The organism is Sphingomonas sorbitolis, assembly GCF_036663875.1.
Classification (GTDB): domain Bacteria; phylum Pseudomonadota; class Alphaproteobacteria; order Sphingomonadales; family Sphingomonadaceae; genus Sphingomonas.
The window spans coordinates 25,547-48,957 of record NZ_JAXOJS010000002.1 but is presented as its reverse complement, the minus strand read 5'-3'; the positions used below and the strand labels follow the sequence as shown (position 1 = coordinate 48,957).

Annotated in this window: 15 protein-coding genes; 8 read left to right on the top strand and 7 right to left on the bottom strand. The window is 67.0% G+C overall.

The window, feature by feature from the left end:
• Window positions 1–21: 21 nt before the first annotated feature.
• Complete coding sequence (locus U1763_RS05470) at window positions 22–3,066, bottom strand: glycosyl hydrolase family 28-related protein (RefSeq protein ID WP_443026899.1); 3,045 nt, start codon at window positions 3,064–3,066, stop codon at window positions 22–24.
• Window positions 3,067–3,335: 269 nt separating this feature from the next.
• Here U1763_RS05470 and U1763_RS05465 point away from each other — a divergent pair, with 269 nt between their 5' ends.
• On the top strand, window positions 3,336–3,863 hold the full coding sequence (locus U1763_RS05465) for a gluconokinase (RefSeq protein WP_132741605.1): 528 nt from the start codon (window positions 3,336–3,338) through the stop codon (window positions 3,861–3,863).
• A gap of 32 nt (window positions 3,864–3,895) precedes the next feature.
• On the opposite strand, the gene U1763_RS05460 is transcribed toward U1763_RS05465, so the two are convergent.
• Window positions 3,896–4,573, bottom strand: coding sequence for a FadR/GntR family transcriptional regulator (locus U1763_RS05460; protein ID WP_132741607.1), 678 nt, complete (start codon window positions 4,571–4,573; stop codon window positions 3,896–3,898).
• Window positions 4,574–4,616: 43 nt separating this feature from the next.
• Window positions 4,617–5,975 carry a GntP family permease gene (locus U1763_RS05455; RefSeq protein ID WP_443026898.1) on the bottom strand — a complete coding sequence of 453 codons (1,359 nt, stop codon included), beginning with the start codon at window positions 5,973–5,975 and terminating at the stop codon, window positions 4,617–4,619.
• Between the two features lie 293 nt (window positions 5,976–6,268).
• Here U1763_RS05455 and U1763_RS05450 point away from each other — a divergent pair, with 293 nt between their 5' ends.
• Together U1763_RS05450 and U1763_RS05445 are read left to right on the top strand one after the other, a co-directional pair.
• The gene (locus U1763_RS05450) at window positions 6,269–6,538 is read left to right on the top strand and encodes a helix-turn-helix domain-containing protein (protein WP_243643467.1); all 270 of its coding nucleotides are present in this window, start codon (window positions 6,269–6,271) and stop codon (window positions 6,536–6,538) included.
• Window positions 6,539–6,686: 148 nt separating this feature from the next.
• Entirely contained in the window at window positions 6,687–9,695 is a 3,009-nt protein-coding gene (locus U1763_RS05445; RefSeq protein WP_332754450.1) for a glycosyl hydrolase family 28-related protein, read from the top strand.
• On the opposite strand, the gene U1763_RS05440 is transcribed toward U1763_RS05445, so the two are convergent.
• The 4 genes from U1763_RS05440 to U1763_RS05425 form a co-directional block, all read right to left on the bottom strand.
• Window positions 9,696–10,946 carry an SGNH/GDSL hydrolase family protein gene (locus U1763_RS05440; protein ID WP_332754449.1) on the bottom strand — a complete coding sequence of 417 codons (1,251 nt, stop codon included), beginning with the start codon at window positions 10,944–10,946 and terminating at the stop codon, window positions 9,696–9,698.
• Window positions 10,943–12,154 (bottom strand): endo-1,4-beta-xylanase, encoded by a 1,212-nt coding sequence (locus U1763_RS05435; RefSeq protein WP_332754448.1) that lies wholly within the window; start codon window positions 12,152–12,154, stop codon window positions 10,943–10,945. The genes U1763_RS05440 and U1763_RS05435 overlap by 4 nt, the downstream gene beginning before the upstream one ends.
• Window positions 12,155–12,271: 117 nt before the next feature.
• Entirely contained in the window at window positions 12,272–13,285 is a 1,014-nt protein-coding gene (locus U1763_RS05430; protein WP_332754447.1) for a sugar kinase, read from the bottom strand.
• Between the two features lie 46 nt (window positions 13,286–13,331).
• Entirely contained in the window at window positions 13,332–15,455 is a 2,124-nt protein-coding gene (locus U1763_RS05425; protein WP_332754446.1) for an alpha-glucuronidase family glycosyl hydrolase, read from the bottom strand.
• Between the two features lie 154 nt (window positions 15,456–15,609).
• Between U1763_RS05425 and U1763_RS05420 the strand changes: the two genes are divergently transcribed.
• Genes U1763_RS05420 through U1763_RS05400 form a run of 5 tightly spaced genes read left to right on the top strand, consistent with a single transcriptional unit; the run spans window position 15,610 to window position 23,383 of the window.
• Complete coding sequence (locus U1763_RS05420; protein ID WP_332754955.1) at window positions 15,610–17,979, top strand: glycoside hydrolase family 3 N-terminal domain-containing protein; 2,370 nt, start codon at window positions 15,610–15,612, stop codon at window positions 17,977–17,979.
• A 10-nt stretch (window positions 17,980–17,989) separates the two neighbouring features.
• Window positions 17,990–19,201 (top strand): D-mannonate dehydratase ManD, encoded by a 1,212-nt coding sequence (manD, locus tag U1763_RS05415; RefSeq protein ID WP_132898016.1) that lies wholly within the window; start codon window positions 17,990–17,992, stop codon window positions 19,199–19,201.
• Entirely contained in the window at window positions 19,195–20,484 is a 1,290-nt protein-coding gene (locus U1763_RS05410; protein ID WP_332754954.1) for an MFS transporter, read from the top strand. The genes manD and U1763_RS05410 overlap by 7 nt, the downstream gene beginning before the upstream one ends.
• A complete protein-coding gene (uxaC, locus tag U1763_RS05405) occupies window positions 20,481–21,893 on the top strand; it encodes a glucuronate isomerase (RefSeq protein ID WP_332754445.1) in 1,413 nt (470 codons plus the stop codon). The genes U1763_RS05410 and uxaC overlap by 4 nt, the downstream gene beginning before the upstream one ends.
• The gene (locus tag U1763_RS05400) at window positions 21,890–23,383 is read left to right on the top strand and encodes a mannitol dehydrogenase family protein (RefSeq protein WP_332754444.1); all 1,494 of its coding nucleotides are present in this window, start codon (window positions 21,890–21,892) and stop codon (window positions 23,381–23,383) included. The genes uxaC and U1763_RS05400 overlap by 4 nt, the downstream gene beginning before the upstream one ends.
• The last annotated feature ends 28 nt before the right edge of the window (window positions 23,384–23,411 follow it).

Below are 23,411 nucleotides of genomic sequence, written 5' to 3'. Positions count from 1 at the left end.
GTCGCGAGGGAACGGCGGGGCTCAGGGGCGGGCGGTATAGAGCGCGTGATGCGTCAGGATGAACAGCGTGCGGCCGTCCTCGCCGCCGAACAGCAATTGCAGCGGGCGGTCGGGCACGTCGATCCGTCCCTGCTCGCGGCCGTCCGCCGCGTAGACGAAGACCTGACCATTGGCGACGTAGACGCGCCCGTCCGGCCCTGCCGCGACGCTTTCGCCGCCACGCGAGGCGAACGGTTTCAGGTCGGTGATCGCGCCACCGCTCCCAAGCAGCCCGCTATAGGTTCGATCCTCCGATCCGTTGACCAGGTACAGACGTTCGCCGACGCGTCCGGTGACGAGCCCGTAGGTGTCGAGCGTATCGGAAAAGCGCCAGCCGAGATGATCGGCCGGTCCCTGTTGCCAGACCCGGTAGGCGGGCAGGGCGAGGCTGCCATCGGCCGATACGTATTCGAGCGGCTTGGCGACCCCGACATCGCGCGCAAACATCTCCGCCAGGGTCGTGAAGTGATCGTGCGTCGCGTCATATTGATCGCGGAACTCGCCATTGTTCCATACGCTCCCGGGCAGCACGACCCGCGCGTTGGCGTGGGTCCCGACCGGTGTCGGCGTGATGACCTTGATCGCCTGCGGAGCCTCGGGTCGGAGGCCGTATACCGTCGCGGCCGGGCCCGCCGAGGACAGCACCAGCAAGCCCCCTGATCGGTCCACTGCGAGATTGACGGGATCGAGCGGCGCATCCGCGACGATCGACAAACCCTCCGTCTCGGACCAGCCATGAATCCGGTGGAACTGGCGATCGACGAAGTACAGCTTGCCCTTCGCATCGACCGCGCCGCCGCCCAGCGAGTAGAAGCCGTCCGCAACCTTGCGGACGTCTGCCAAGGGCGGCGCGGCGGCGGGGATTGGTGCGGTCGTGACGTCGAGCACGGCAAACTCGCGTTCGCGCATCACGCGACCCTGCGTGATGTCGACGATCGCATTCTCGTACGGATATTTGCTCGCACGCAGATAGGTCCCGCAGCCGTTCGCGTCGCACGTCGAGAAGCCGCTCTCGGCATTCACATGGACATTGCGGAAACGAATGTCGGTCGATCCGTACAGAGTCACCGCCGCGGGTGCCGGTTCGAGCGACCGCGTCACGCGGTAGGCATGGAGGTTGGCAAACAGGATGTCGCGCGAATTGCGCACCTCCAGCGCGACCGCGGCGCGGCTTTCGCCGGCTTCCTCCTCGGTCTGCGGGGCGAGGAACTGCCAGTTGCGGACGCCGTCGAGGACGATCTCCGCCCGCCGGTGATGCTCGGCCGACATCTGGTATACATAGCCCGGCGTGCTCGTGTTCGAGACGTGGAGCCCGGCCTGCGCGTAGGTGTTCGGCGTCCACACGCCATTGAACGTGCCGCCGCCGCCATCCGTCACCCACAGGCTCGCATATTGCCCGTCCCAGCGCTTGGCCGGATTGAGGTCGGCGGTATGCGTTGCGTTGTAGGGATCGAAGCGAGTGCCGTCGGCGCGAAAGCTGCCATGCCCGCCGCCGAACTTGACGTCGTCGACCAGCGACTGTTCGCCGGCGCGCCATAGCAAGGCGGTCGCGCGCGGATTGCGGCCACCGGTCGACAGCCCGAGTCCGGAAACGATCGCCGCGCCGCCTTTCGCGCTTTCGATCAAGGCACGGGCGCTACCGACGCCGCGATAGGCGGGGCTGTCCTCCGCGAGCACGATCTGCGTCAGGCTGGGATGGAGGCCGATCAGGACAGTATCGGCGCGCAGCTTCAGCGTATCGGTGACGCGGTAGAAGCCGGCGGGGAAATACAGCACGCGGTGCGTATCGATCGCGCGCTGGAGCGCCGCGGTATCGTCGCTGGCATCGTCACCGCGGGCACCGAGATCCTTGACGCTCGTCCAGGCCGAGAGCGGCGGCAATGCACGGATCGCTGGTTTGCGCGACGGCGCAGGCGAGGACAGCGGCTTCGGATCGAACCGTGTCGCAAAGTTGCCCGTGGTACCCAGCGCGGGCAGGGTCAGTCCGGCGGTGAATTCGCCGACTCGGTATCGCGCCGTCGGGCCTGCCAATGTCCGACCGCTGTCGCGAAACTGCGCGAACACCGGTGTCGCGTTGGCCACGGCGTTGTCGAAACCGATCTGCGTATAGGCGCTGCCTTCGTTGCTGATGATGATCCCGGCCTTGGTCACGCCATCGAACCGGACGCCCTTGCCCCACAGCCAGTCGCCATAGCCGCGGTCGATCTCCACCCCGACGGGCGTGTTGCGGAACAGCGTGTTGACCAGAGTGAGCCCCGCTTCGTGTTCGCGGATACCGGCGTCGCGCTGGCCATCGAAGACCGAGTCGAGCAGCGTGTACTGCCAGGCGGGGGAGGTCTTTTCGGTCAGGATCCCGTACCGCCCGCCATAAAAGCGCAGGTCCTGGCCGAGATTGCCGACCTGGTAGATCCCCGCGAGCGCCGAACCGAGGTGAAAATCGATATGGCTCAGAAACGCATGCTGTGCCGCATGCGCGCGGACCGCGGTGGCAGCGGGATTGCCGTCGCCGATCATGAAGTCGATATTGGACAGCGCCGAATAGAAGGTGCCCGAATTCGCATCTGCGATATCGGGCGCGAACGGAACGCTGGTCGGTGGCGGGACCGCCACGGGTGGCGCAGCGCGCGCGCCCGGCGGTGGCGGCAAGTTGCCGGTGAACATGACCATGCTGCCCACGCCACGCTGGAAACCGGGCGTCGCGCTGGCCAGCACGAGCACCGGACGCGTCTTACCGACCCCGAACAGGCGGACGCCGGGACGCAGGTACAGGGTGCGGGTGATCCGGTAACGCCCGGCGGGAAGGAAGACGAGGCCGCCGGCACCGCTGCCCTTGGTCGTGGCCGCGGCGGCATCGATCGCGCGCTGGATCGCCGGGCCGTCGTCGGTGACTCCGTCGCCGCGGGCGACGACGGTGATCGCGCGCGGATCGCTAGGGGCGGTCGCGTAGACCGATCGCGACGGCGCGGCGAGGGCGCCTGTGGAAACGCTCGCGAGCAGCAGCGCCGCTGCCACACGCGGCAGGGCCATGAGCGGCGGAAAGGGCATGATCGCAGGTCTGGCCGTCATCATCGGTCCCTTTCGGCGTGCGCGTGAAGTTTCGGCACATCATGCCCGATAGGCGGTCGCGTCGGCTAGGACGACTGCGACAAAGGTCGTAATGGCCAAGCCCGTTGCGCCGTCCGATAGCGTCGTAGCGGGACAGTCGACGAGGGCGCGTGGTGCAAGCAGAGCGAGATACTTCCGGAAATCCGCATGACAGCCTTGGCAGGGCCATTCTTGGCAGGGGCATTGTCGTCATGGGCGTCAGCGGCAGCGGTAAATCGACGCTGGCGGCGTCTTTGGCGGAGAGGCTTCACTGTCCGCTGCTCGAAGGCGATATGTTTCACACGCCGGCAAGCATCGCCAAGATGCAGTCGGGGCATCCGCTCGACGATGCCGACCGCTGGCCGTGGCTCGACCGCCTCGGGGCTGCGCTCGGCGACGCGGCGCTGGGGGCTCGGACCGAGCAGGGTGGCCTCGCGGTGGCCGCCTGTTCCGCCCTGAAACGCAGTTACCGGGAGCGTCTGTCCGCGACCTCTGCCGTACCGCTGTCGTTCGTACTGCTCGATACGATGCCCGCGGAGATCGCGCGTCGGCTTGCCGCGCGGTCTGGACATTATATGCCGGCAAGCCTGCTAGACAGCCAACTTGCTACGCTCGAGCGGCCGGCAGCGGATGAAAACGCGCTGATCCTCGATGCGAGCCGGACGCCGGATGCGCTGGCGACAGAGGTGCTGGCCTGGCTAGGGATCACGACGCCCCTGCAGGAGCAACGGCGCGGCTGACCTGCGCACCGAACGAACCGACAGGTACCGCATCACGGCATCAGCCGCTTGCGCCCCTGTGACAAATGCCAGCGCATCGCGAGCGCGGCGCCGTCCGCATCTTCCGCGCGGATCGCCTCGACGATCGCGTCATGCTCGTCCATCATCGCTCCGATGACCTCGGGCGGGCGCGAGCGGGAGATATCGACGCCGGCACGCAGGATCCGCATCACCTCCTCGTGGAGATGGTCGAACACCAGCAGGAACGCGGCGTTGGCGGTCGCCTCGACGATCGCGCGGTGGAGCACCCAGTCCTCGTCATGCGCGGGCGCGTTCGACAGCAACGCGCTGCGCAACGCCTCCAGCGCCCGTTCGATCGCCTCGAGCTGATGATGCGATCGGCGCGATGCCGCGAGCCGCGCGGCCTCCGCCTCCAGCACGAACCGCACTTCGTAGGTGCCGAGCGTCGTCGCCAGCGCATCCATCGGCATGTGCGTGCCGAGCCGTTCGGAAGGGCGGCGCTTGACGTACGACCCCGCACCGCGCCGCGCTTGGGTGATTCCGTCCGACGCCAGCCGGGCCAGCGCCTCGCGGACGATCGTCCGTGACATCCCGAAGGTCGCCGCAAGCTGTGCTTCGGAGGGCAGCCGATCGCCGACCGCAAGCTTGTCGTCGGTGATGATCCGGACGATCGCCGTATAGGCGCGATCCGCGAGCCGTAATTCGGTCACGACCGCATTTCCTGCAGTGGCATATACCCTGATCCCGGCATCGTCAGACGACATAGCTCAGCGCCATCACCAGCGCGAGGCCGACCACCGAGATCGCGGTCTCGAGCAGCGACCAGGTGCGGAACGTATCCGCGGTACTGGTCCCGACATAGCTCTTGACCAGCCAGAAGCCCGGATCGTTGACGTGGCTGAAGAATACCGACCCTGCGCCGATCGCCAGCACGACCAGTTCGGGCGATACCCCCGAGCTGGCGACGACGCCGGGCATGATGCCGACCGCGGTGATCGTCGCCACCGTCGCCGAACCCGCGGCGAGCCGGATCGCGACCGCCACCAGCCAGCCGAGCAGCAACGGCGAGATCGCGTACATCATCACCGTCCGCGCCAGCAGATCGGACAGGCCGGCGGTCACCAGCACCTGTTTCAGCGCACCGCCGGCACCGATCGCCAGCAGGATCGCGCCCGCCGCACCCATCGTCTCGTGCCACACCGCATCCTGGATCGCCGCCTCGCGCAGCCGCCGCCCGAACAGCAACGGCAGCGCGAGCAGGTTCGTCAGGAGCAGCGCGACGACTGGATTGCTCGCCGCGATCAGGCCGGGCGCGCCCTTCAGCGTCGGGATCATCTGGCCGAGTTCGCCGGTTGCGATCAGCACGACCGGCAACAGCACGATCACCAGCGACAGCAGCCGCGAGGGCGTGGCGATCGCCAGTCCGGTGTCGCGCAGCACCGGCGTTGCCAGCCGCACGCCGCGGGTGGTGAATTTGGCCAGCAGCGGCCCGGCGACGATCGCCGTCGGGATCGCGATGAGGATTCCGTAGAGCATCGTCAGCCCGAGGTTCGCGCCGAGCGCCTCGACCGCAAGCAGCGGGCCGGGATGCGGTGGCACCAGCGCATGCACCACGCCGAGACCCGCCAGCGCAGGCATGATCAGCCGCAGCTTGGCCTGATCGCGTGCGGCATCGCTGGTTCCCGCGGTCATCGCGGACATTTCCTCCGCAGCCGCAACGACGATCGGCAGCAGCAGGACCAGCCCGGTCTCGAAGAACAGCGGCAGTCCGATGACGATCGCGATGCCGAGCGTCGCCCATGGCGCAGCGCGGGTGCCGGTCAGGTTCAGCGCGCCCTTGGCAAGCGACGCGGCGGCGCCCGACAGATGCAGCATCGCCCCCAATGACAGCCCCAGGGCGACGACCAGACCGGTGCCGCCGATGATGTCGCCAACGCCCTTCTGGACCGCCTTGGCGACGTCCGGCAGCGGCAGCCCCGCCAGCAAACCAACCGTGAAGGCGCCGCACAACAGGCCGATAAAGGGATGGAGTCGTCCGCGGACGATCATCACCACTGCCAGCAGGATTCCCGATAGCGCGGCAATGATCAGCCTCAGGTCGCCGCCGATCATCGGCGAATATCCCTGGGTCGTACGAGACGCGTGCATGGTGGCGACATCGGCATCCTTCCCTGCGATCCGACGGCGTGTTCACCTGTCGAGTAGACCCGATCTGTAGGACAGGTATTTGCGATCTGCCAACAGAAAAGGCTTGATACGGCGATGAACAGCGGAGCATAGTATAAACCTGTCCAACCGAATCTGTATAAAGCGGAGCGGTGGATCGAAAACTACGAGCTTGTTACCGCGGCGTCAGACTGCGGGAGAAGACGGCGGCGTCACAGCCGAAACAGTGGAGGATGATCATGGAAGCGACTGTTCGGGACGATTACCGATCCCTGCGCGGCAATGCCGCTCCGGCACTGGCGACGCGCCCTCCGCAACTCACCCCGACCCAGATCAAAGTCCTGCGCGGCGTCCATTCGGGACTTCTCAACAAGCAGATCGCCTATGATCTCGGGATCGCCGAGGCGACGGTAAAGGCGCACATGACCGCGTTGATGCGCAAACTGAACGTGCGCAATCGCACGCAAGTGGCGATCGTCGCGCAGACCCTGGTGCTGCACCCCGCCTGATCGACCTGCGCTACAAGTCGAGCGCGCGCGTGCGCGTGCGCGCATCCGGCGACCGGGTTCGACTTGTGAGCGGACAATCCCGCTACCGGGCCGGCGACCGCAAAATCGTTATCCGCAACTACGGCCCGTCATCGGGGATAGGATCGACATGACCATGAAATGGCTGCTGAGTGGTGCGGCATTGCTGCCAATGCTGTCCCCCGTCGCGGCATTCGCGAAGACGAATTCGGTCTATCTCACCCGTCCCGACGACCCGCGCGCGATAACCGTCAAGGGCGTTGGCGACGGGCGCGCCGATGACAGCGTCGCGCTGCAACAGGCGATCGATGCGGCGGCAGCCGGCGGCCAAGGTGGCGTCGTGTTCGTGCCGTCGGGGCGGTACCGGATCAGTCGGACGATTTTCGTCCGCTCGGCGGTCCGGCTCTTCGGCATCGGACCGACGCGTCCCGAGATCGTCCTTGCCGACAATAGTGCGGGCTACGCATCGGGCGTCGCGGCGATGCTGAGTTTCACCGGCGAGGATCAATACCGGGTCGGCAAGGCGCCGGTGCCGCCGCCCACCAGCGTGCCGTTCGACCCGGCGATCTTCGATGCCACCTCGAGCACGTTCTATTCCGCGCTGTCGAATATCGATTTTCGGATCGGCGACGGCAATGCGGGGGCGGTCGCGGTGCGCTTCCGGGTCGCACAGCATGGCTATCTGCGCCACGTTGATTTCCACATCGGTTCGGGGCTCGCCGGGGTCTATCAAGCTGGCAATGAATTCGAGGATCTGCGGTTCTTCGGTGGCCGCTACGGAATCATCTCGGAGAAGACGTCGCCCGCGTGGCAGTTCACGCTGATCGATTCCGAGTTCCAGGGCCAGCGCGACGCCGCGATCCGCGAGCACGAGGTCGACCTGACGCTCGTCAACGTCGCGATCCGCGATACGCCGGTCGGCATCGAGATCGATCGCGGCCATTCCGACTCGCTTTGGGGCAAGGACGTCCGGTTCGAGAACGTCACGCGCGCCGGAGTCGTCGTTTCGGCCGAGAACAGCGTCTTCACGCAAATCGGTTTCGACAATGCCGTCGGGGTCAATACGCCGACTTTCGTCCGTTTCCGCGACAGCGGCAAGACGGTCGCGGGAGCCGGGCCACGCTACCGGGTTGCGGATTTCTCGTACGGGCTGAAGCTGCCGGCGCTCGGCACGATCGGCGCATATGCGACCGACGTCACGATGGCGCCGTTGGCCCGCGTTCCGGTCCGCGCGACGCCGGCGATCCGTGCGCTGCCGCCGGTCCGCGACTGGGCGAACGTCCGCGATCTGGGCGTGAAGGGCGACGACACCACCGACGACACGGCGGCACTCCAACGCGCGATCGACACACACCGTGTGCTGTATTTCCCGACCGGCCGCTACCGCGTGTCCGACACGGTGAAGTTGCGCAGTGATACCGTCTTGATCGCGCTGCACCCAGGCCTCACTCACCTCTACCTCGTCGATCAGACGGCGGGCTATGCCGGGGTTGGCCCGCCCAAGGCACTGGTCGAGAGCGCCCGGGGCGGCAATGCGATCGTCTCCGGGCTCGGCCTGTGGACCGGCGGCGTCAATCCGCGCGCGACCGCATTGCTGTGGCGCGCCGGCGCCGCTTCGATGGTCAACGACGTCAAGATCCAAGGCGGCGGCGGCACCGCGCTGACCAAGGGAAGCCCGATCGGCTTTGGCGATCCCCGCGCGCGGTTCGACGGACAGTCGCCGAGCATCTGGGTGACCGATGGCGGCGGCGGGACGTTCGCGGCGATCTGGTCGCCCAACACGCTGGCCTCCTCGGGCTTCCACGTGTCGAACACCAAGACGCCGGGGCATGTGTACCAGCTGTCGGCCGAGCATCATTACCGCGCCGAAATCGTCCTGGACCATGTCGAGAACTGGGAGTTCCTCGCGCCGCAGACCGAGCAGGAGGTGCGCGACGGGGTCGATGCGATCTCGACCGAGATCCGACATTCGCGCAACATCCTGTTCGCCAATTACCATGCCTACCGCGTCACCCGCTCGATCAAGCCGATGGATGCCGCGGTGAAGCTGTATGACTCGGGCGATATCCGGTTTCGCAACGTCCACGTGAACGCCGAAAGCGGGTTTGCGAGCTGCGATGCGAAGGGCTGCGGCACGTATCTCCGCGCGAGCAAATTCCCGTTCGAGACCGCGATCAAGGACATCACGCGGCGCCAGGAAGTGCGCGAACGCGAGTTTGCGCGCCTGGACGTGCCGCCTGCGGTCACGAGCGCCGCGCTTGCCTCCGCCATCCCGGTGTCGACCGACGTCAGGAAGCTGGCGGACGGCTTTTATTCGATCGCCGGCGGCGCCGTCGATGCGCACGGCAAACTCTATTTCATCGACCGGCATTTCCAGCGGATTCATGGCTGGATCAAGGCCGAAGGGCTCTCGATCGTCGCCGACGCGCCGCTCGATCCGGTCAATCTCGCGGTCGATCGGTCGGGGCGTCTGCTCGTGCTGTCCTCAGCAGGGCGCGACGGTACCGTGTACAGCCTCGATCCCGCCAAGCCCGCGGCTGTTCAGGTGATCGCACCTACGCCTGCTGCCGGGGGAAAAGGGGCAGCGACTTTGCTCCCGGTCAACGTCTGGGCGAACGGCGAATTCGCAGACCGTATCGATCCCACGACCTATCAGTTCCCGACCATGGCGGACATGTTCGCGACCAAGATGGCAGAGCCCAAGCCCGAGGAATATCGCTCACCCGATGGATCGCTGTCGCTGCCTGCGTTCCGGGTCTGGAACCAGGGACCCGACGACCACCAGGGGTGGCGCTGGTCCGACACGCTCGATGCCTATGGTCTGGTGTCCGCCGCTCCCGGCGCGCGCGTCGTCCTGACCAACGCGTCGGAAAATCGGACCTATGACGGTCTGGTCGGCGATCAGGGGCGTGTCACCGACCTCAAGATCGTCGCCGACCGGGGTGGCGAAAGCGCGGTTCGCGATGCCGCAGGGCAGCTGTACGTCGCCAATGGGCAGGTGTTCGTCTACGCCGCCGACGGCACGTTGCGACGGCGTATCGACACGCCGGAACGGCCGCTGCAACTGGTCATCGGCGGCGACGACAATCGAACGCTCTTCATCCTGACGCATCACGCCTTGTACGCGGTTGCGATCTGATCAGCGCCGCCCACTACCGAACAAGGTCAGCGGGACCGCCTCGCCCATCCGGCGATACCCGGCTTCGGATGGGTGAAGGTGGTCGCCTGAATCGACGGCGGGATCCAGCCTTGCCGGTTGCGCCGGGTCGCGCATGACACGATCGAAATCGATCACCGCGTCGAACAGGCCGGATGTGCGGATGAACGTGTTGATGGCCTGGCGATCCGCTTCCGATGCTGGTCCCGGGTGATAATAGTCGTTTCCGCCGAACGGCGTGATCGTCGCCCCGATCACCTTGATGTCGTGCGCATGCGCGCGCGTCACGAGTTCGGTGTAGGCGGTGATGATCTGCGTCACGAGCGCGGCGTGCTGGGCGGGTGTTGCTGGCGCCTCCCGCGTGAGTACGCCCAGATCATTGACGCCTTCGAGCAGGATCGCCCAGCGTACGCCGCTACGCGCGATGACGTCGCGGTCGAACCGCGCCATGAGGTTGGAACCCAGCCCGTCGAGCAGGATACGGTTGCCGCCGATCCCGGCATTGACGACGCCGGTACCGCGGGTGGCGGGCGTGCGCCGCAACCGTTCGGCGAGAATGTCGGTCCACCGCGTATTGCGGTTTGGCTTGACGCCGTAGCCGTCGGTGATCGAGTCCCCGATCGCGACGATCGACCCCGCGTTGGCCGGACCCGCTACTTCGACATCGGCGAGTGCGTACCAATGCGGGGTTTGCGTAGCGCCTGCCAGGCTTGCATCGGCGACATGATTGCCCGCGAGCGCGAAGCTGATCGCGCGCGCGCCGGGATGGCCGGTCTGTGGAACCGCGGCTTCGGGCAGATACAGGCTGACGGCGAGATCGGCGCCGGCCGCGAGCGGCATCGCGACGGGATCCGAATAGAGTTCGGCTCCCGCGGGGATGACGGCATCGGCATGGCCGGCAAAGGTCAGTCGCACCCCGCCGACGATCTCGCCTGTCTGAGGCGACGAACTGCGCGCGATGTGCCCCGCAGCGATGGTGAGCGGCCGCGTTCCGAACGCGTTGGACAGGCGGACACGGAGGCGATCACCCCCTGCCGACAGCCGGATCACCTGACGCAGCGTGACCGCGCGTGCGCGATCCGCGGGCAACGCATTGTCGCCGTCCGCGATCATCTGCGACGAGCCCCAACTCGCGATCCAATGATGCGCAGGCGCAGTGTGGGCCGTATCCCGCGCGCCCGCACCGGCCGCAAGCAGGACGGCTGGCAGAAGCGCTATCGCCCAGCGACTCATCGGCGCGACCCCTCGCGGGCAACCGCCTTCGACGTCGCTCGCATCGGGGCGGCGGCAATCGCGCCCGCGATCGCCGCACGCATTGGCTTGGCGACGAACCTGTCGTCATAGGGGCAGGGGCGGCGGCGGGCCTTGTCGGGGCGAGGCTCGAAACCTTCGATCCAGCTGTAGCGATCGGACATGCCCCATAGCAGCACGTCGCGGACCGATGGGTATGACAGCATGAGATCGAGATACCCGCGTGTGAAATCCGCCACCGCGCGATCGCGCGCGGCGATGCCGCCCGGCAGGTTGTTGTCGCGAACGTCGAGTTCGGTGATCACGAGGCCATACCCCATCGCCGTCACCGCATCGAGGAAGCGACGCCACTCGCCTTCAAGCGCGGTGATCGCCGCGCGCGTATCGGAGCCCTGCGTCACGAGGTGAGACTGCACCCCGAGCGCGTCGACGGGCACGCCGCGTCGCTTGAATCCCTCGAGCAAATTCAGCACGCCGGCACGGTGTTTGGCGTTGCCGGGTTCCCAGCTCATATAGTCGTTATAGACAAGTTGCGCATGTGGCGCGGCGGCGCGTGCGGTGTGGAAAGCGAGATCGATCGTCGCCTCGGGACTGCCTAGCGCGCGCGACAGGGCCGTCTGGTAGAGTGTCGAATCCGCCGGATTCACCGCTTCGTTGACGACGTCGTAGCTGCCGATCTGCGTGCCATAGCGGCGGCAGACGGTGGTGATATGCTCGACCAGCAGACGCTCTGCCGCCTGTGCCGGGTTCGCGCCGAAATCATGGCTCTCTTCCCAGCGCGGCATCCATTTCGGCTGATGCCACAGCAGATTATGACCGCGCACCGGCAGCCGGTTAGCCTTCGCCCAGGCCATCATCGCGTCCAGATGGGCAAAGTCGAAGCGGGTCGCGCTTGGCCGGATCGCCTGCCACTTCATCTCGTTCTCCGGCACCAGCAGCCCGCAATCGCGCGTCAGCAGCGCGGCGTAAGCGGGATTGGCGAACGATCCGCGATCCGCGCCGGGGCGTCCCCAGGCAAAGCACGACCCTAGCCGCATCCCCTTGGTTGCCGCGATCGACTGCAAGCTGGCGACACCGCCGTCCAGCAAAGGGATCGCGGCACCAGTTTGCGCCAAAGCTCCCCCCGCAGTGCCCGCAGCGACGGCGAGACCGCCCAACATCGCCAGCCCGTCGCGTCGCGTGATATCCACCGAACTCTCCTATTTTATCATTATGATAGCGATATCATTTGCGCGCTTGGAGATGCTGTCAACGGGGGCATCGCGAATTTTCGACGCCGGGCTCTGGTGACGTGCTGCCCGCGTCGATCAACGCCGGACGTCGAACCCGCCCTCGCGGAACGTCGCCAGGTCGCGCGGGGTGGTCTCGCTCTGGTCGCCCGGGGTGGCATGTTTCAAGACCGCCAGCGCCAGCCCGGTTTGCGCCGCCAGTTCCGCACCCTCTCCAAGCTCGGCGAGAACACCCGCGGCGAACGCGTCCCCGGTGCCGATCCGGTCGACGATGCCAGAGACCTCGATCGCGTCGGTCTCGATGATCTCGGTCGGCGTATCGATCCGGGCGCGCAAGACGTTGCATCCGGCGTCACGGACCTCGCGGGACATGGATGCGATGTGGCTCAGGTTCGGGAACCGGTCGAACGCCGCCAATGCCGCATCCCGTCGGCCCTGTGGTGTGCTGCCATCCAGCGGACGCCGCAGCAGCAACGCGATGTCGCGGTGATTGCCGAACAACAAATCGGCATGGTCGACGAGCGGAAGAAGGATCGCGGCGGGGTCTGCACACCATTTCGCCCACATGGTTGCGCGGTAATTGCCGTCGAACGACACCGGTACGCCGATCGCGCGTGCGGCGGTCATCGCTGCCAGACAGATGTCGGCCATCGCTGAACCGATCGCCGGATTGATTCCCGACAGATGCAGCCGCGCCGCGCCGGCCAGCAGCGCCGGCCAGTCATAGGCGGCCGCCGCCCTGGTCGCGAACACGCTGTTCTGGCGGTCGTAGACGATCGCAGACGCGCGCAGCCCTGCACCGGGTGCGAGGTAATACAGGCCGAGTCGTCCGTCGCTGCGCGCGATCCGCGACACATCGACGCCGCACCGGCGGAGCGCATCGATCGCCGCATCGCCGACGACATCGTCAGGCACCGCGGAAATAACGCCGCTGCTCCTGCCGAGGCGGGCGAGCGCGACGGCGACATTGGCCTCCGCGCCGCCGAAATTCGCGTCCAGCCGCGACTCCCTGAACAAGGGGCCGTGCCCCGGCGGGGAGAGCCTGAGCAGCAGTTCACCGAAACACAGTATCGGCCCGTCGGTGCGCGTCATCGATCAGCCTCTTGCTTGGCCGCTGCGTGCACAGGCGGCCGGGAAATCATTGCGGGTTGCCGGGGGCATAGGGAAAGCGTTGCGCCTTGTACCATGCCAGGTCGTGCGCAGGCGCCGTGGCACCCGCCGGCAGCGGCAGGCCGTTGACCGACATCCAATAGGCAAGGCTGGCGTCGCGCCACCATCTGGCCTCACGCTGCTGGACCGCGAGATAGGTCGCGGTCTTCGCCCAGCGCTCGGCGTCGATCGATGGTTTCAAGGCATCCCATTGCCGCTGCATGTCGCCGACATAGCCGACGCCGGAATCATAATCATGGACCATCTCCGCCCATAATGTCCGACCCGACGCCATCCGCCGATCCCACGCGACATGGTGGAACCACAGCAGCTCGCGCTCCGGCGTGGTCGCCGGGTCGGCGAGCGTGCGGGCGAGGGCAGGAGCGTATTGCGCGACCGCGTTGCTACCCGTCCTGGTCCGGTCGAAACCGATCCCGGCCTTGTCGGCGCGGTGATAATAGACCGGGTTCCATTCGGGGCGCTTGAGGTCCGCGACCCAGGGGGCAGGGCCGTAGTGATGCCCGGTCGCCATGACATGCGCGAGCCCCAAGGGCGTCATGTAGTCGACCACGGCTTCCCGCGATCCCATCATCATCGCGACCACCGGATCGACGATCTTCGGGGAGGGCGCGAACGTCATCGCCGCCCATTCGCGCGCGACGGGTGCGGCGCCAAGCGTCGGATCCCACGCCATCCGCCCGAATGCGTACCAGTTCGCCTGGTTGAACGTCGAGCCCGCCCAGTCGCGGTCGCGCCCGATGTTCGCAACACCGGCCATGCCCGTCAGCGTATGACCTTCGACCGATCCATCGACGACATCGGCGACGGTCTCGCCCGGCGTCCGCATCGTCTTGCTGCCAAGCGTCTCGGCGAGCATCGGCCCGAGATAGGCGAGGTGAGTCGCGAAGCCGAGATACTCCTTGGTGATCTGGAATTCGATCATCAGCGGCGTCTTCGGCATCGCGCCGAACAGCGGGTGGAACGGCTCGCGCGGCTGGAAGTCGATCGCGCCGTTCTTGACCTGAACGATGACGTTCTTGGCGAATTTGCCGTCGAGCGGTCTAAACTCGGTGTACGCCTGTTTCGCGCGGTCATCGGGGTCGGTCTCGGCATAGACGAACGCGCGCCACATCACGATCCCGCCATGCGGCGCGACCGCGGCTGCGAGCATGTTGGCGCCGTCCGCGTGGCTGCGATGATAGTCGCGCGGGCCCGGCTGGCCCTCACTGTTCGCCTTAACCAGGAAACCGCCGAAATCGGGAATGCTGCGATAGATCTCGTCGGTCTTCGCCTTCCACCACGCCGCGACTTGGGGGTCGAGCGGGTCGGCGGTCCTCAGGCCACCGATCTCGATCGGGGCCGAGAAGCGCGCGGAGAGGTACACCTTGATCCCGTACGGGCGGAACACGTCGGCGAGCGCCGCGGCCTTCGCGATATACGGCGCGGTCAGGCTTTCGGCCTTCGCGTTGACGTTGTTCAGGACGGTGCCGTTGATCCCGATCGACGCGTTGGCGCGCGCGTAATCGGTGTAGCGCGGATCGCGGAAGTCGGGGAGCGTCCACCAGTCCCACAGCGACACGCCGGCATAGCCGCGCTCGACCACCCCATCGAGATTGTCCCAATGGTTGAGCACGCGCAGTTTCACGCGGGGGCTCGAGGTCAGCGCGATGCGGTCGAGGCTGCCACCGGTCTGGAGGTGTCGCAGTAGCGCGAAGCTGCCGTAGAGCACGCCGCGATCGGTGTTGGCGGTGACGAGGAGAACGCGACGGTTGCCGAGCGTGGCCTGGCCGACGCGGTATCCCTCGTCGCCGAGTGCGGCCAGGGGCAAGCGGAGCGCCGCGACGTCGCGATCGTCGGCGGTGGCCAGCATGATCGATGGCGTGCTCGTCCCGAACAGGCCCGCGCCGCGGCGCAATTCTTCGGCGGCCACGCGCAGCGTTGGCGTATCGCCGCGCGCTTCGATCGTCGGGATACTGCGCGCGGGCGCTGTCGCAGGGACGTGATAGCGAAGCCAGAGGTCATAGCCGTCTTCGGCCTGCGCCGGTCCGGTCAAACCAATTACCGCGCCGAACAGCAGCGCGAACTTACCGATCCATCGGCCGAATTGCGTCATAATCCTCTCCCGCCGTTCCGCGCTACATTGACAGGATCGCGGATGATCAGCCATGTTATCGCTATCACGACGACGGCTTCGACAGCAATGCCGCGTTTCATATTAGGAGATAATCGTGGCCGATACGGAGACAGCAGGGATCGTAACGACCATAATGCCGACCCGGCGCGACCTTTTCGGGTTGCTCGGCTCCGTCTCAATCGTGGGGCTAGTTCCCGGTGTCGCGCAGGCCGCGGCGGCGTCCCCGATCTACCGTGACGCACGCGCGCCGGTCGACCTTCGGGTCCGCGACCTGATGGCGCGGATGACGCTCGAGGAGAAAGTTGGCCAGACCATTTCACTGTGGGCGACCAAGGCGGACGTAATGACTGCCGGCGGTCTTACGTTCGACCCTGCGCGGGCGACCGCGGCGTATCCGGCGGGGTTCGGGCAGGTGACGCGGCCCTCGGATCTGCGCGGCGGGCCATCGGTGGCGGCGGTGGCAGGCGGCACCGGTGCACGGTTCCGCGGGTCGGCTTCGACGATCGCGTTCGTCAACGCGGTCCAGCGCTGGGCACGCGGCACGCGTCTCGGCATCCCGGTGATCTTCCACGAGGAATCGCTGCACGGCTATATGGCGCCCGACGCGACGATGTTCCCGCAGGCGATCGGCATGGCGGGTGCGTTCGACCGCGACCTGATGCGGCGCGCGCAGGCGATGATCGGTCGCGAAGTGCGCGCGCATGGCAGTCATCTCTCGTTGTCGCCGGTCGTCGATATCGCGCGCGATCCGCGCTGGGGCCGGATCGAGGAGACGTTCGGTGAGGATCCGTATCTGTGCGGCGAGATGGGGGTCGCCGCGGTTGAGGGCCTGCAGGGCGACAGCACGACGCTCGCCCCCGGCAAGGTCTTCGCGACGCTGAAGCACATGACCGGCCACGGCCAGCCCCAGGCAGGCAACAATATCGGCCCCGCACCGATCGGCGAGCGCGAACTGCGCGAGAGCTTCTTCCCGCCGTTCCGCGCGGTCGTCACGCGGACCGGGATCGGCGCTGTGATGCCGTCGTACAACGAGATCGACGGCGTGCCGAGCCATGCGAACCACTGGTTGCTCGGCGACGTGCTGCGCGGCGAATGGGGCTTTTCGGGCGCGATCGTCAGCGATTACGGCGCGATCGAGGAACTCGACACGATCCACCACGTCGCGCGCGACCTGAACGGCGCGGCGCGGCTGGCGTTGGCGGCGGGCGTCGATAGCGCGCTGCCGGACGGGATGGCGTTCCGGACATTGCCCGCGCAGGTGCGTGCGGGGACGGTGCCGATCGCGCAGGTCGACGCGGCGTGTGCGCGCATGCTGGCGTTGAAGTTTCGTGCCGGACTGTTCGAGGACTCGGCGGTCGATGCTCGCGCCGCCGCCCGGCTGACCGGCAATGCTGAAGCGCGAGGCGTCGCACTGGAGGCTGCGCGGCAATCGATGTGTCTGCTGACCAACGACGGTACGCTGCCACTCGCGCCCAAGGGCAGGATCGCGGTGATCGGCCCGAATGCGGCGATCGCGCGGCTTGGCGGCTATTCCGCGCCGCCACGCCAGACGGTGTCGCTGCTCGATGGCGTTCGTGCGTTGGTCGGTGGCGGCGCGACGATCGTCCATGCGCAGGGCGTGTTCATCACCCAGAGCGAGGACCGGTCGCAGGACGAGGTGCTGCTTGCCGACCCCGCCAAGAACCGCGCGCTGATCGCCGAGGCGGTCGAGGTCGCGCGCGGGGCCGACACGATCATCCTCGCGATTGGCGATACCGAGCAGACCAGCCGTGAGGGGTTTTCGGCCAATCACCTGGGCGACCGCACCACGCTCGACCTGCTCGGCGAGCAGAACGCGCTGTTCGACGCGCTGCATGCGCTGGGCAAGCCTATCGTGATCGCCGCGATCAACGGCCGTCCGCCGAGCTGGCCGGGCGTGATCGCAAAGGCGAACGCGGTCCTCGAATGCTGGTATCCGGGGCAGGAGGGCGGCACCGCGATGGCCGAGGCGCTGTTCGGGCGGATCAATCCGGGCGCCAAGTTGCCCGTCACCGTGGTCCGCGAAGTCGGGCAGGTGCCGTTCTATTACAACCGCAAGCCGTCGACGCAGCGCGGCTATCTGTTCGCAGAGACGGCGCCGCTGTTCCCGTTCGGCCATGGCCTCAGCTACACGCGCTTCGAGGTCAGCGCACCGCGGCTGTCGGCGGCGAAGATCGGTGTCGCTGGCAGCGTCGGCGTCGAGGTCGACGTCGCCAATATCGGGCAACGTGCTGGCGACGAGGTCGTCCAGGTCTATGTCCGCGACCAGGTATCGTCCGTCGCGCGGCCGGTGATGGAATTGAAGGGTTTCGAGCGCGTGACGCTTGCCCCCGGCGAGCGACGGACGTTGCGCTTCACGCTCGGCCCCGACGCGTTCGCTTTGTGGGACGTCGACATGCGCGAGGTGGTCGAGCCGGGCCTGTTCACGATCATGGCCGGCCCGAGTTCGGCACAACTGAAATCCGCCATCCTCGAAATCGCCTGAAGGACCCGCGATGCCCAAGATCGTTTCCGCCCGCGTCATCGTCACCTGTCCGGGGCGCAATTTCGTCACGCTGAAGATCGAGTGCGACGACGGCACCTACGGGCTTGGCGACGCCACGCTCAACGGCCGCGAACTGAGCGTCGCGAGCTACCTGACCGATCATGTCGTGCCCTGCCTGATCGGCCGCGATGCGCACCGGATCGAGGACGTCTGGCAGTATCTCTACAAGGGCGCGTACTGGCGGCGCGGCCCGGTGACGATGGCGGCGATCGCGGCGGTCGACACTGCGCTCTGGGACATCAAGGGCAAGCTCGCGGGCATGCCGGTGTACCAGTTGCTTGGCGGCGCGGCGCGCGATGCGTGCATGGTCTATGCGCACGCCAACGGCACGACGATCGAGGACACGATCGCGGTCGCGAAGGCCGAGCAGGCGAAGGGCTACAAGGCGATCCGGCTGCAATGCGGCGTGCCGGGGCTCGCCTCGACCTACGGCGTCGCCAAGCACGGCGCGCGCTACGAGCCCGCCGATGCCGACCTCCCGAGCGAAAGCGTCTGGTCGACCGAGAAATACCTCCGCGTTGTCCCCGAACTGTTCAAGGCCGCGCGCGAGGCGATGGGCTGGGACGTGCACCTGCTCCACGATATTCACCACCGCCTGACGCCGATCGAGGCGGGCCGGCTGGGCAAGGCGCTCGAGCCTTACAACCTTTTCTGGATCGAGGACCCGACGCCGGCCGAGAACCAGGAGGCGTTCAAGCTTATCCGCCACCACACGACGACACCGATCGCGGTGGGCGAGGTGTTCAATTCGATCTGGGACGCCAAGGACCTGATCCAGAACCAGCTGATCGATTATATCCGCGCGACCGTCGTCCATGCGGGCGGCCTCACGCACCTGCGCCGGATCGCCTCGTTTGCCGACCTGTATCAGATCCGTACCGGGTGCCACGGTGCGACCGATCTGTCGCCGGTAGCGATGGCGGCGGCGCTGCATTTCGGGCTGTCGGTGCCCAATTTCGGCGTGCAGGAGCATATGCCGCACACCGATGAGACCGATGCGGTCTTCCCGCATGCGTACAGCTTCGACGACGGCATGATGCATCCGGGCGAGGCGCCGGGGCTGGGCGTCGACATCGACGAGGATCTTGCCGCGACCTACGACTATAAGCGCGCCTATCTTCCGGTCGCGCGTCTCGAGGATGGCACGCTGTGCAACTGGTGAACGCTATCGCCACCCCGGCAGCCGAGAAACCGCGCGGGAAAGTGCGGTGGATCGTCTGCGCGCTTTTGTTCGCCGCGGTCGCGCTCAGCTATATCGACCGGCTCGTGTTGCCGGTGCTCAAACCCGAACTCCAGGCGCGCTACAACTGGAGCGAACAGGGCTATGCCGATCTCGCGATCGCGTTCCAGGCGGCGTACGGCATTGCCTATGTCCTGTTCGGGCGGTTCGTCGACCGGGTCGGCGCGAAGATCGGCTATGCGGTCGCGGTGACGCTGTGGACGATTGGTCATGTCGCGCATGCGCTGTTCACCAGCGCGGGCATGATGATCTTCGCGCGTATCCCGCTCGCGATCGGCGAGGCCGGTGCGTTTCCGGCGGCGCTGGCCGCGGCGAACGAATGGTTTCCGCAACGCGAGCGTGCGCTGGCGATCGGTATCTTCAACGCGGGCTCGAACGTCGGTGCGATCCTCACGCCGTTGATCGTGCCGGTGATCGCGGTCACGTTCGGCTGGCGGATGGCGTTCATCGCGACCGGCGCGCTGACGGTGATTTGGCTGGTCGCCTGGCTCGCCTTTTACCGATCGCCGCGCAAGCATCCGCGCATAACGCCCGAGGAACTGGCCTGGATCGAGGCCGATCCCGTACCCGCCGCGAGGCCGGTCCGCTGGCGCACGCTGCTGCGGTTGCGGCAGACCTGGGCGTATATGCTCGGTCGGTTCCTGATCGATCCGGTGTGGTGGACCTTCCTGTTCTGGCTGCCCGACTTCTTCAACCGGCAATACGGCGTGAAGATGCTCGATTTTGGCCCGCCGCTGGTCGCGGTGTACGTGCTGGCCGATGTCGGATCGATCGCAGGCGGCTGGTTCTCGTCGCGGCTGCTGGCACGCGGCCAGACGCCGAACCGCGCACGGAAGACCGCATTGTTCGCCTGCGCGTTGTTCGCGTTGCCGATCATCTTCGCCGCGCAGGCGCCCGGACTCTGGTGGGCGGTCGTGGCGATCGGCCTGGCGTGCGCCTGTCATCAAGGCTTCTCCGCCAACGTGTACGCGATCCCCGGCGACCTGTTCCCACGCGGCATGGGCGGATCGGTGATCGGTCTCGGCGGGCTGGCGGGCGCATGCGGCGGCATGCTGATGGCCAAGTTCGCGGGCACGATCCTGGCGGGCGTCGGCAGCTACGGCCCGATTTTCGCGGTCGCCGGCTGCGCCTATTTCGTTGCGTTGCTGGTTATCCACCTGCTCGTCCCGCACTATACCCCCGTCGATCCGGAACGCCTCGCATGACCCATCCGCTACGCCTTCACCCCGATCGCCTGTTCCCCAGCGACGGTCGTACCCGCGACATCGCCCGCGCGCTGCATGCGGGCGTGAAGGACCTGCCGATCGTCAGTCCGCACGGCCATACCGATCCGGCATGGTTCGCGCGGGACGAGGCGTTCAGCGATCCCGCCTCGCTGCTGATCGTCCCCGATCATTATGTGTTCCGGATGCTCTACAGCCAGGGCGTGCCACTCGACGCGCTTGGCGTGCCGACCGTGGATGGCAGTACGACCGAGACCGACCCGCGCAAGATTTGGCGCATCTTCGCGGAGAACTACCCTCTGTTCCGCGGCACGCCGTCGCGGATGTGGCTCGACTGGGTGTTCGCCGAGGCATTCGGGATCGACGTCCGCCTCGAACCCGCGACCGCCGACCTGTATTACGACACGATCGACGCCGCGGTGAAGACGCCAGCCTTCCGCCCGCGCGCGCTGTTCGACCGGTTTGGTATCGAGCTGATCGCGACGACCGAAAGCCCGCTCGACCCGCTCGAGCACCATGCCGCGATCCGCGCGAGCGACTGGAACGGCCGCGTCGTCACCGCCTATCGCCCCGATCCCGTCGTCGATCCGGAGACGCCGGGCTTCGCCGCCAACGTCCGCCGCTTTGGCGAGACCGCTAACGAAGATGTCGGCAGCTATGCGGGCTATCTTGCCGCGCACCGTTTCCACCGCGCGCGCTTCCGCGATGCCGGGGCCACCTCGACCGATCACGGCCACCCGTCGGCGGCGACCGCGGATCTGACACCCGCCGAAGCCGAGGCGCTCTACGCCCGCGTCATGGCGCAGCCGACCGCCGCGGAGTCCGAACTCTTCCGCGCACAGATGCTGACCGAGATGGCGGCGATGTCGGTCGAGGACGGCATGGTGATGCAGTTGCACCCTGCCGTATCGCGTAGCCACAACGCCTCGGTGCTCGCGCGTTTCGGCCGCGACAAGGGTGGCGACATCCCGCTGCCCGGCGAGTTCGTCCGCGCGCTGAAACCACTGCTCGACCGGTTCGGCAACGACCCGGCGCTGACGCTGATCCTGTTCACGCTCGACGAGGATACCTACTCCCGCGAACTCGCCCCGCTCGCCGGCCACTACCCGTCGTTGCGGCTTGGGCCGCCCTGGTGGTTCCACGATAGTCCCGAGGGTATGCGCCGCTTCCGCGAACGCGCAACGGAGACCGCCGGCTTCTACAACACGGTCGGCTTCAACGACGACACCCGCGCCTTCCTCTCGATCCCCGCGCGGCACGACGTTGCGCGCAGGATGGACTGCGCGTTCCTTGCCAAACTGGTCGCCGAACACCGGCTCGAAGAGGACGAAGCGCATGAGGTCGCCCGCGCGCTCGCTTATGATCTCGTCAAACAGGCGTACCGGCTGTGAGGCTGTCTACCGCCACGTTTGACCGGTTGCCCGCCGCCGTTGCACGTCCGACCTACGACCGGTCGCGCGTCAAGCGCGGCGTGGTGCATCTCGGCATTGGCGCATTCCACCGCGCGCATCAGGCGGCGGTGTTCGAGCAAGCGCTGGCAGCCGGCGACCTGCGCTGGGGCATCACCGGCGTATCGCTGCGATCCGCGGGCGTCCGCGACCAGCTGGCGCCGCAGGATGGTCTCTACACGCTCGTCGTCCGTGACGGCGAAGGGGAGCGCTTGCAGGTCATCGGCGCGGTCATGGACTTGCTCGTTGCGCCGGAGGATCCGGCCGCGGTGGTTGCCGCGCTGGCGTCGGCGCACACGCACATCGTGACGCTGACGATCACCGAAAAAGGCTACAAGCTCGACCGCGCGACGGGCAAATTGCAGGCCGGCGATGCCGATGTCGCGCACGATCTGGCCTCGCTCGACGCGCCGCGGACCGCACCCGGGTTCTTCGTCGCCGGGCTCGCGGCGCGCCATGCGGCGGGCACCGGCCCGCTGACGATCCTCTCGTGCGACAATCTGCCGCACAACGGCACGCTGTTGCGCGACGCGGTACTGGCGATGGCGGCGGCGCACGATGCGGACCTGCGTGACTGGATCGCTGCCACCGTGACGTTCCCGCAGACGATGGTTGACCGGATCGTGCCCGCCACCACGCCCGCCGATATTGCCGCGCTGGCGAATACGCTTGGGGTCGAAGATTACGCGATGGTGAAGGCGGAGCCGTTCACCCAGTGGGTAATCGAGGATCGCTTCGCCGGCGAACGGCCCGACCTGGCGGCGTTCGGCGTGCAACTGACCGACGCGGTGGCGCCATGGGAGGACGCCAAGCTCCGGCTGCTCAATGGCGCGCACTCGGCGATAGCCTATCTCGGTGGGCTCGCCGGGTTCGACTTCGTCCACGAGGTCGTCGCGCTGCCCGCGGCGCGCGCTTTCGTCGAAGCGCTGTGGGACGAGAGCGTGACGACGCTCGATCCGCCCGCCGCGCTCGATATCGCGCAATACCGGGCCGCGTTGATGGCACGCTTCGCCAACCCCGCGCTCCAGCATCGTACCCGCCAGATCGCGATGGATGGTTCGCAGAAACTGCCCCAACGGCTGCTCGCGCCAATCGCAGACCGTCGTGCAGCCGGGTTATCGGTCGACGCCCTAGCGCTGGCCGTCGCGGCCTGGATGCGGTGGCAGTCGGGCGTTACGGATACGGGGGAGGGCTTCACGATCGACGATCCGATCAGCGACCGTCTTGGAAAAGCGGTTCGCGACGCGACGACGACCCAGGAGCGGGTCGATGCGCTGTTGGCTTTGCTGTCGTTCAGGCCCGATCGGGATTTACGGAACGCGATCGCGGCAAACCTGGCAAACCTCGAAAACGCAGGTGCAATATCGGCGATCGACGCCGTTCTTGGCAGCCTCGTTCCGCGTGGAAAGGGCGAGGAAATCACCTCGCCCTGACCTAGATCATTTAATCCTGGCTCTAGCT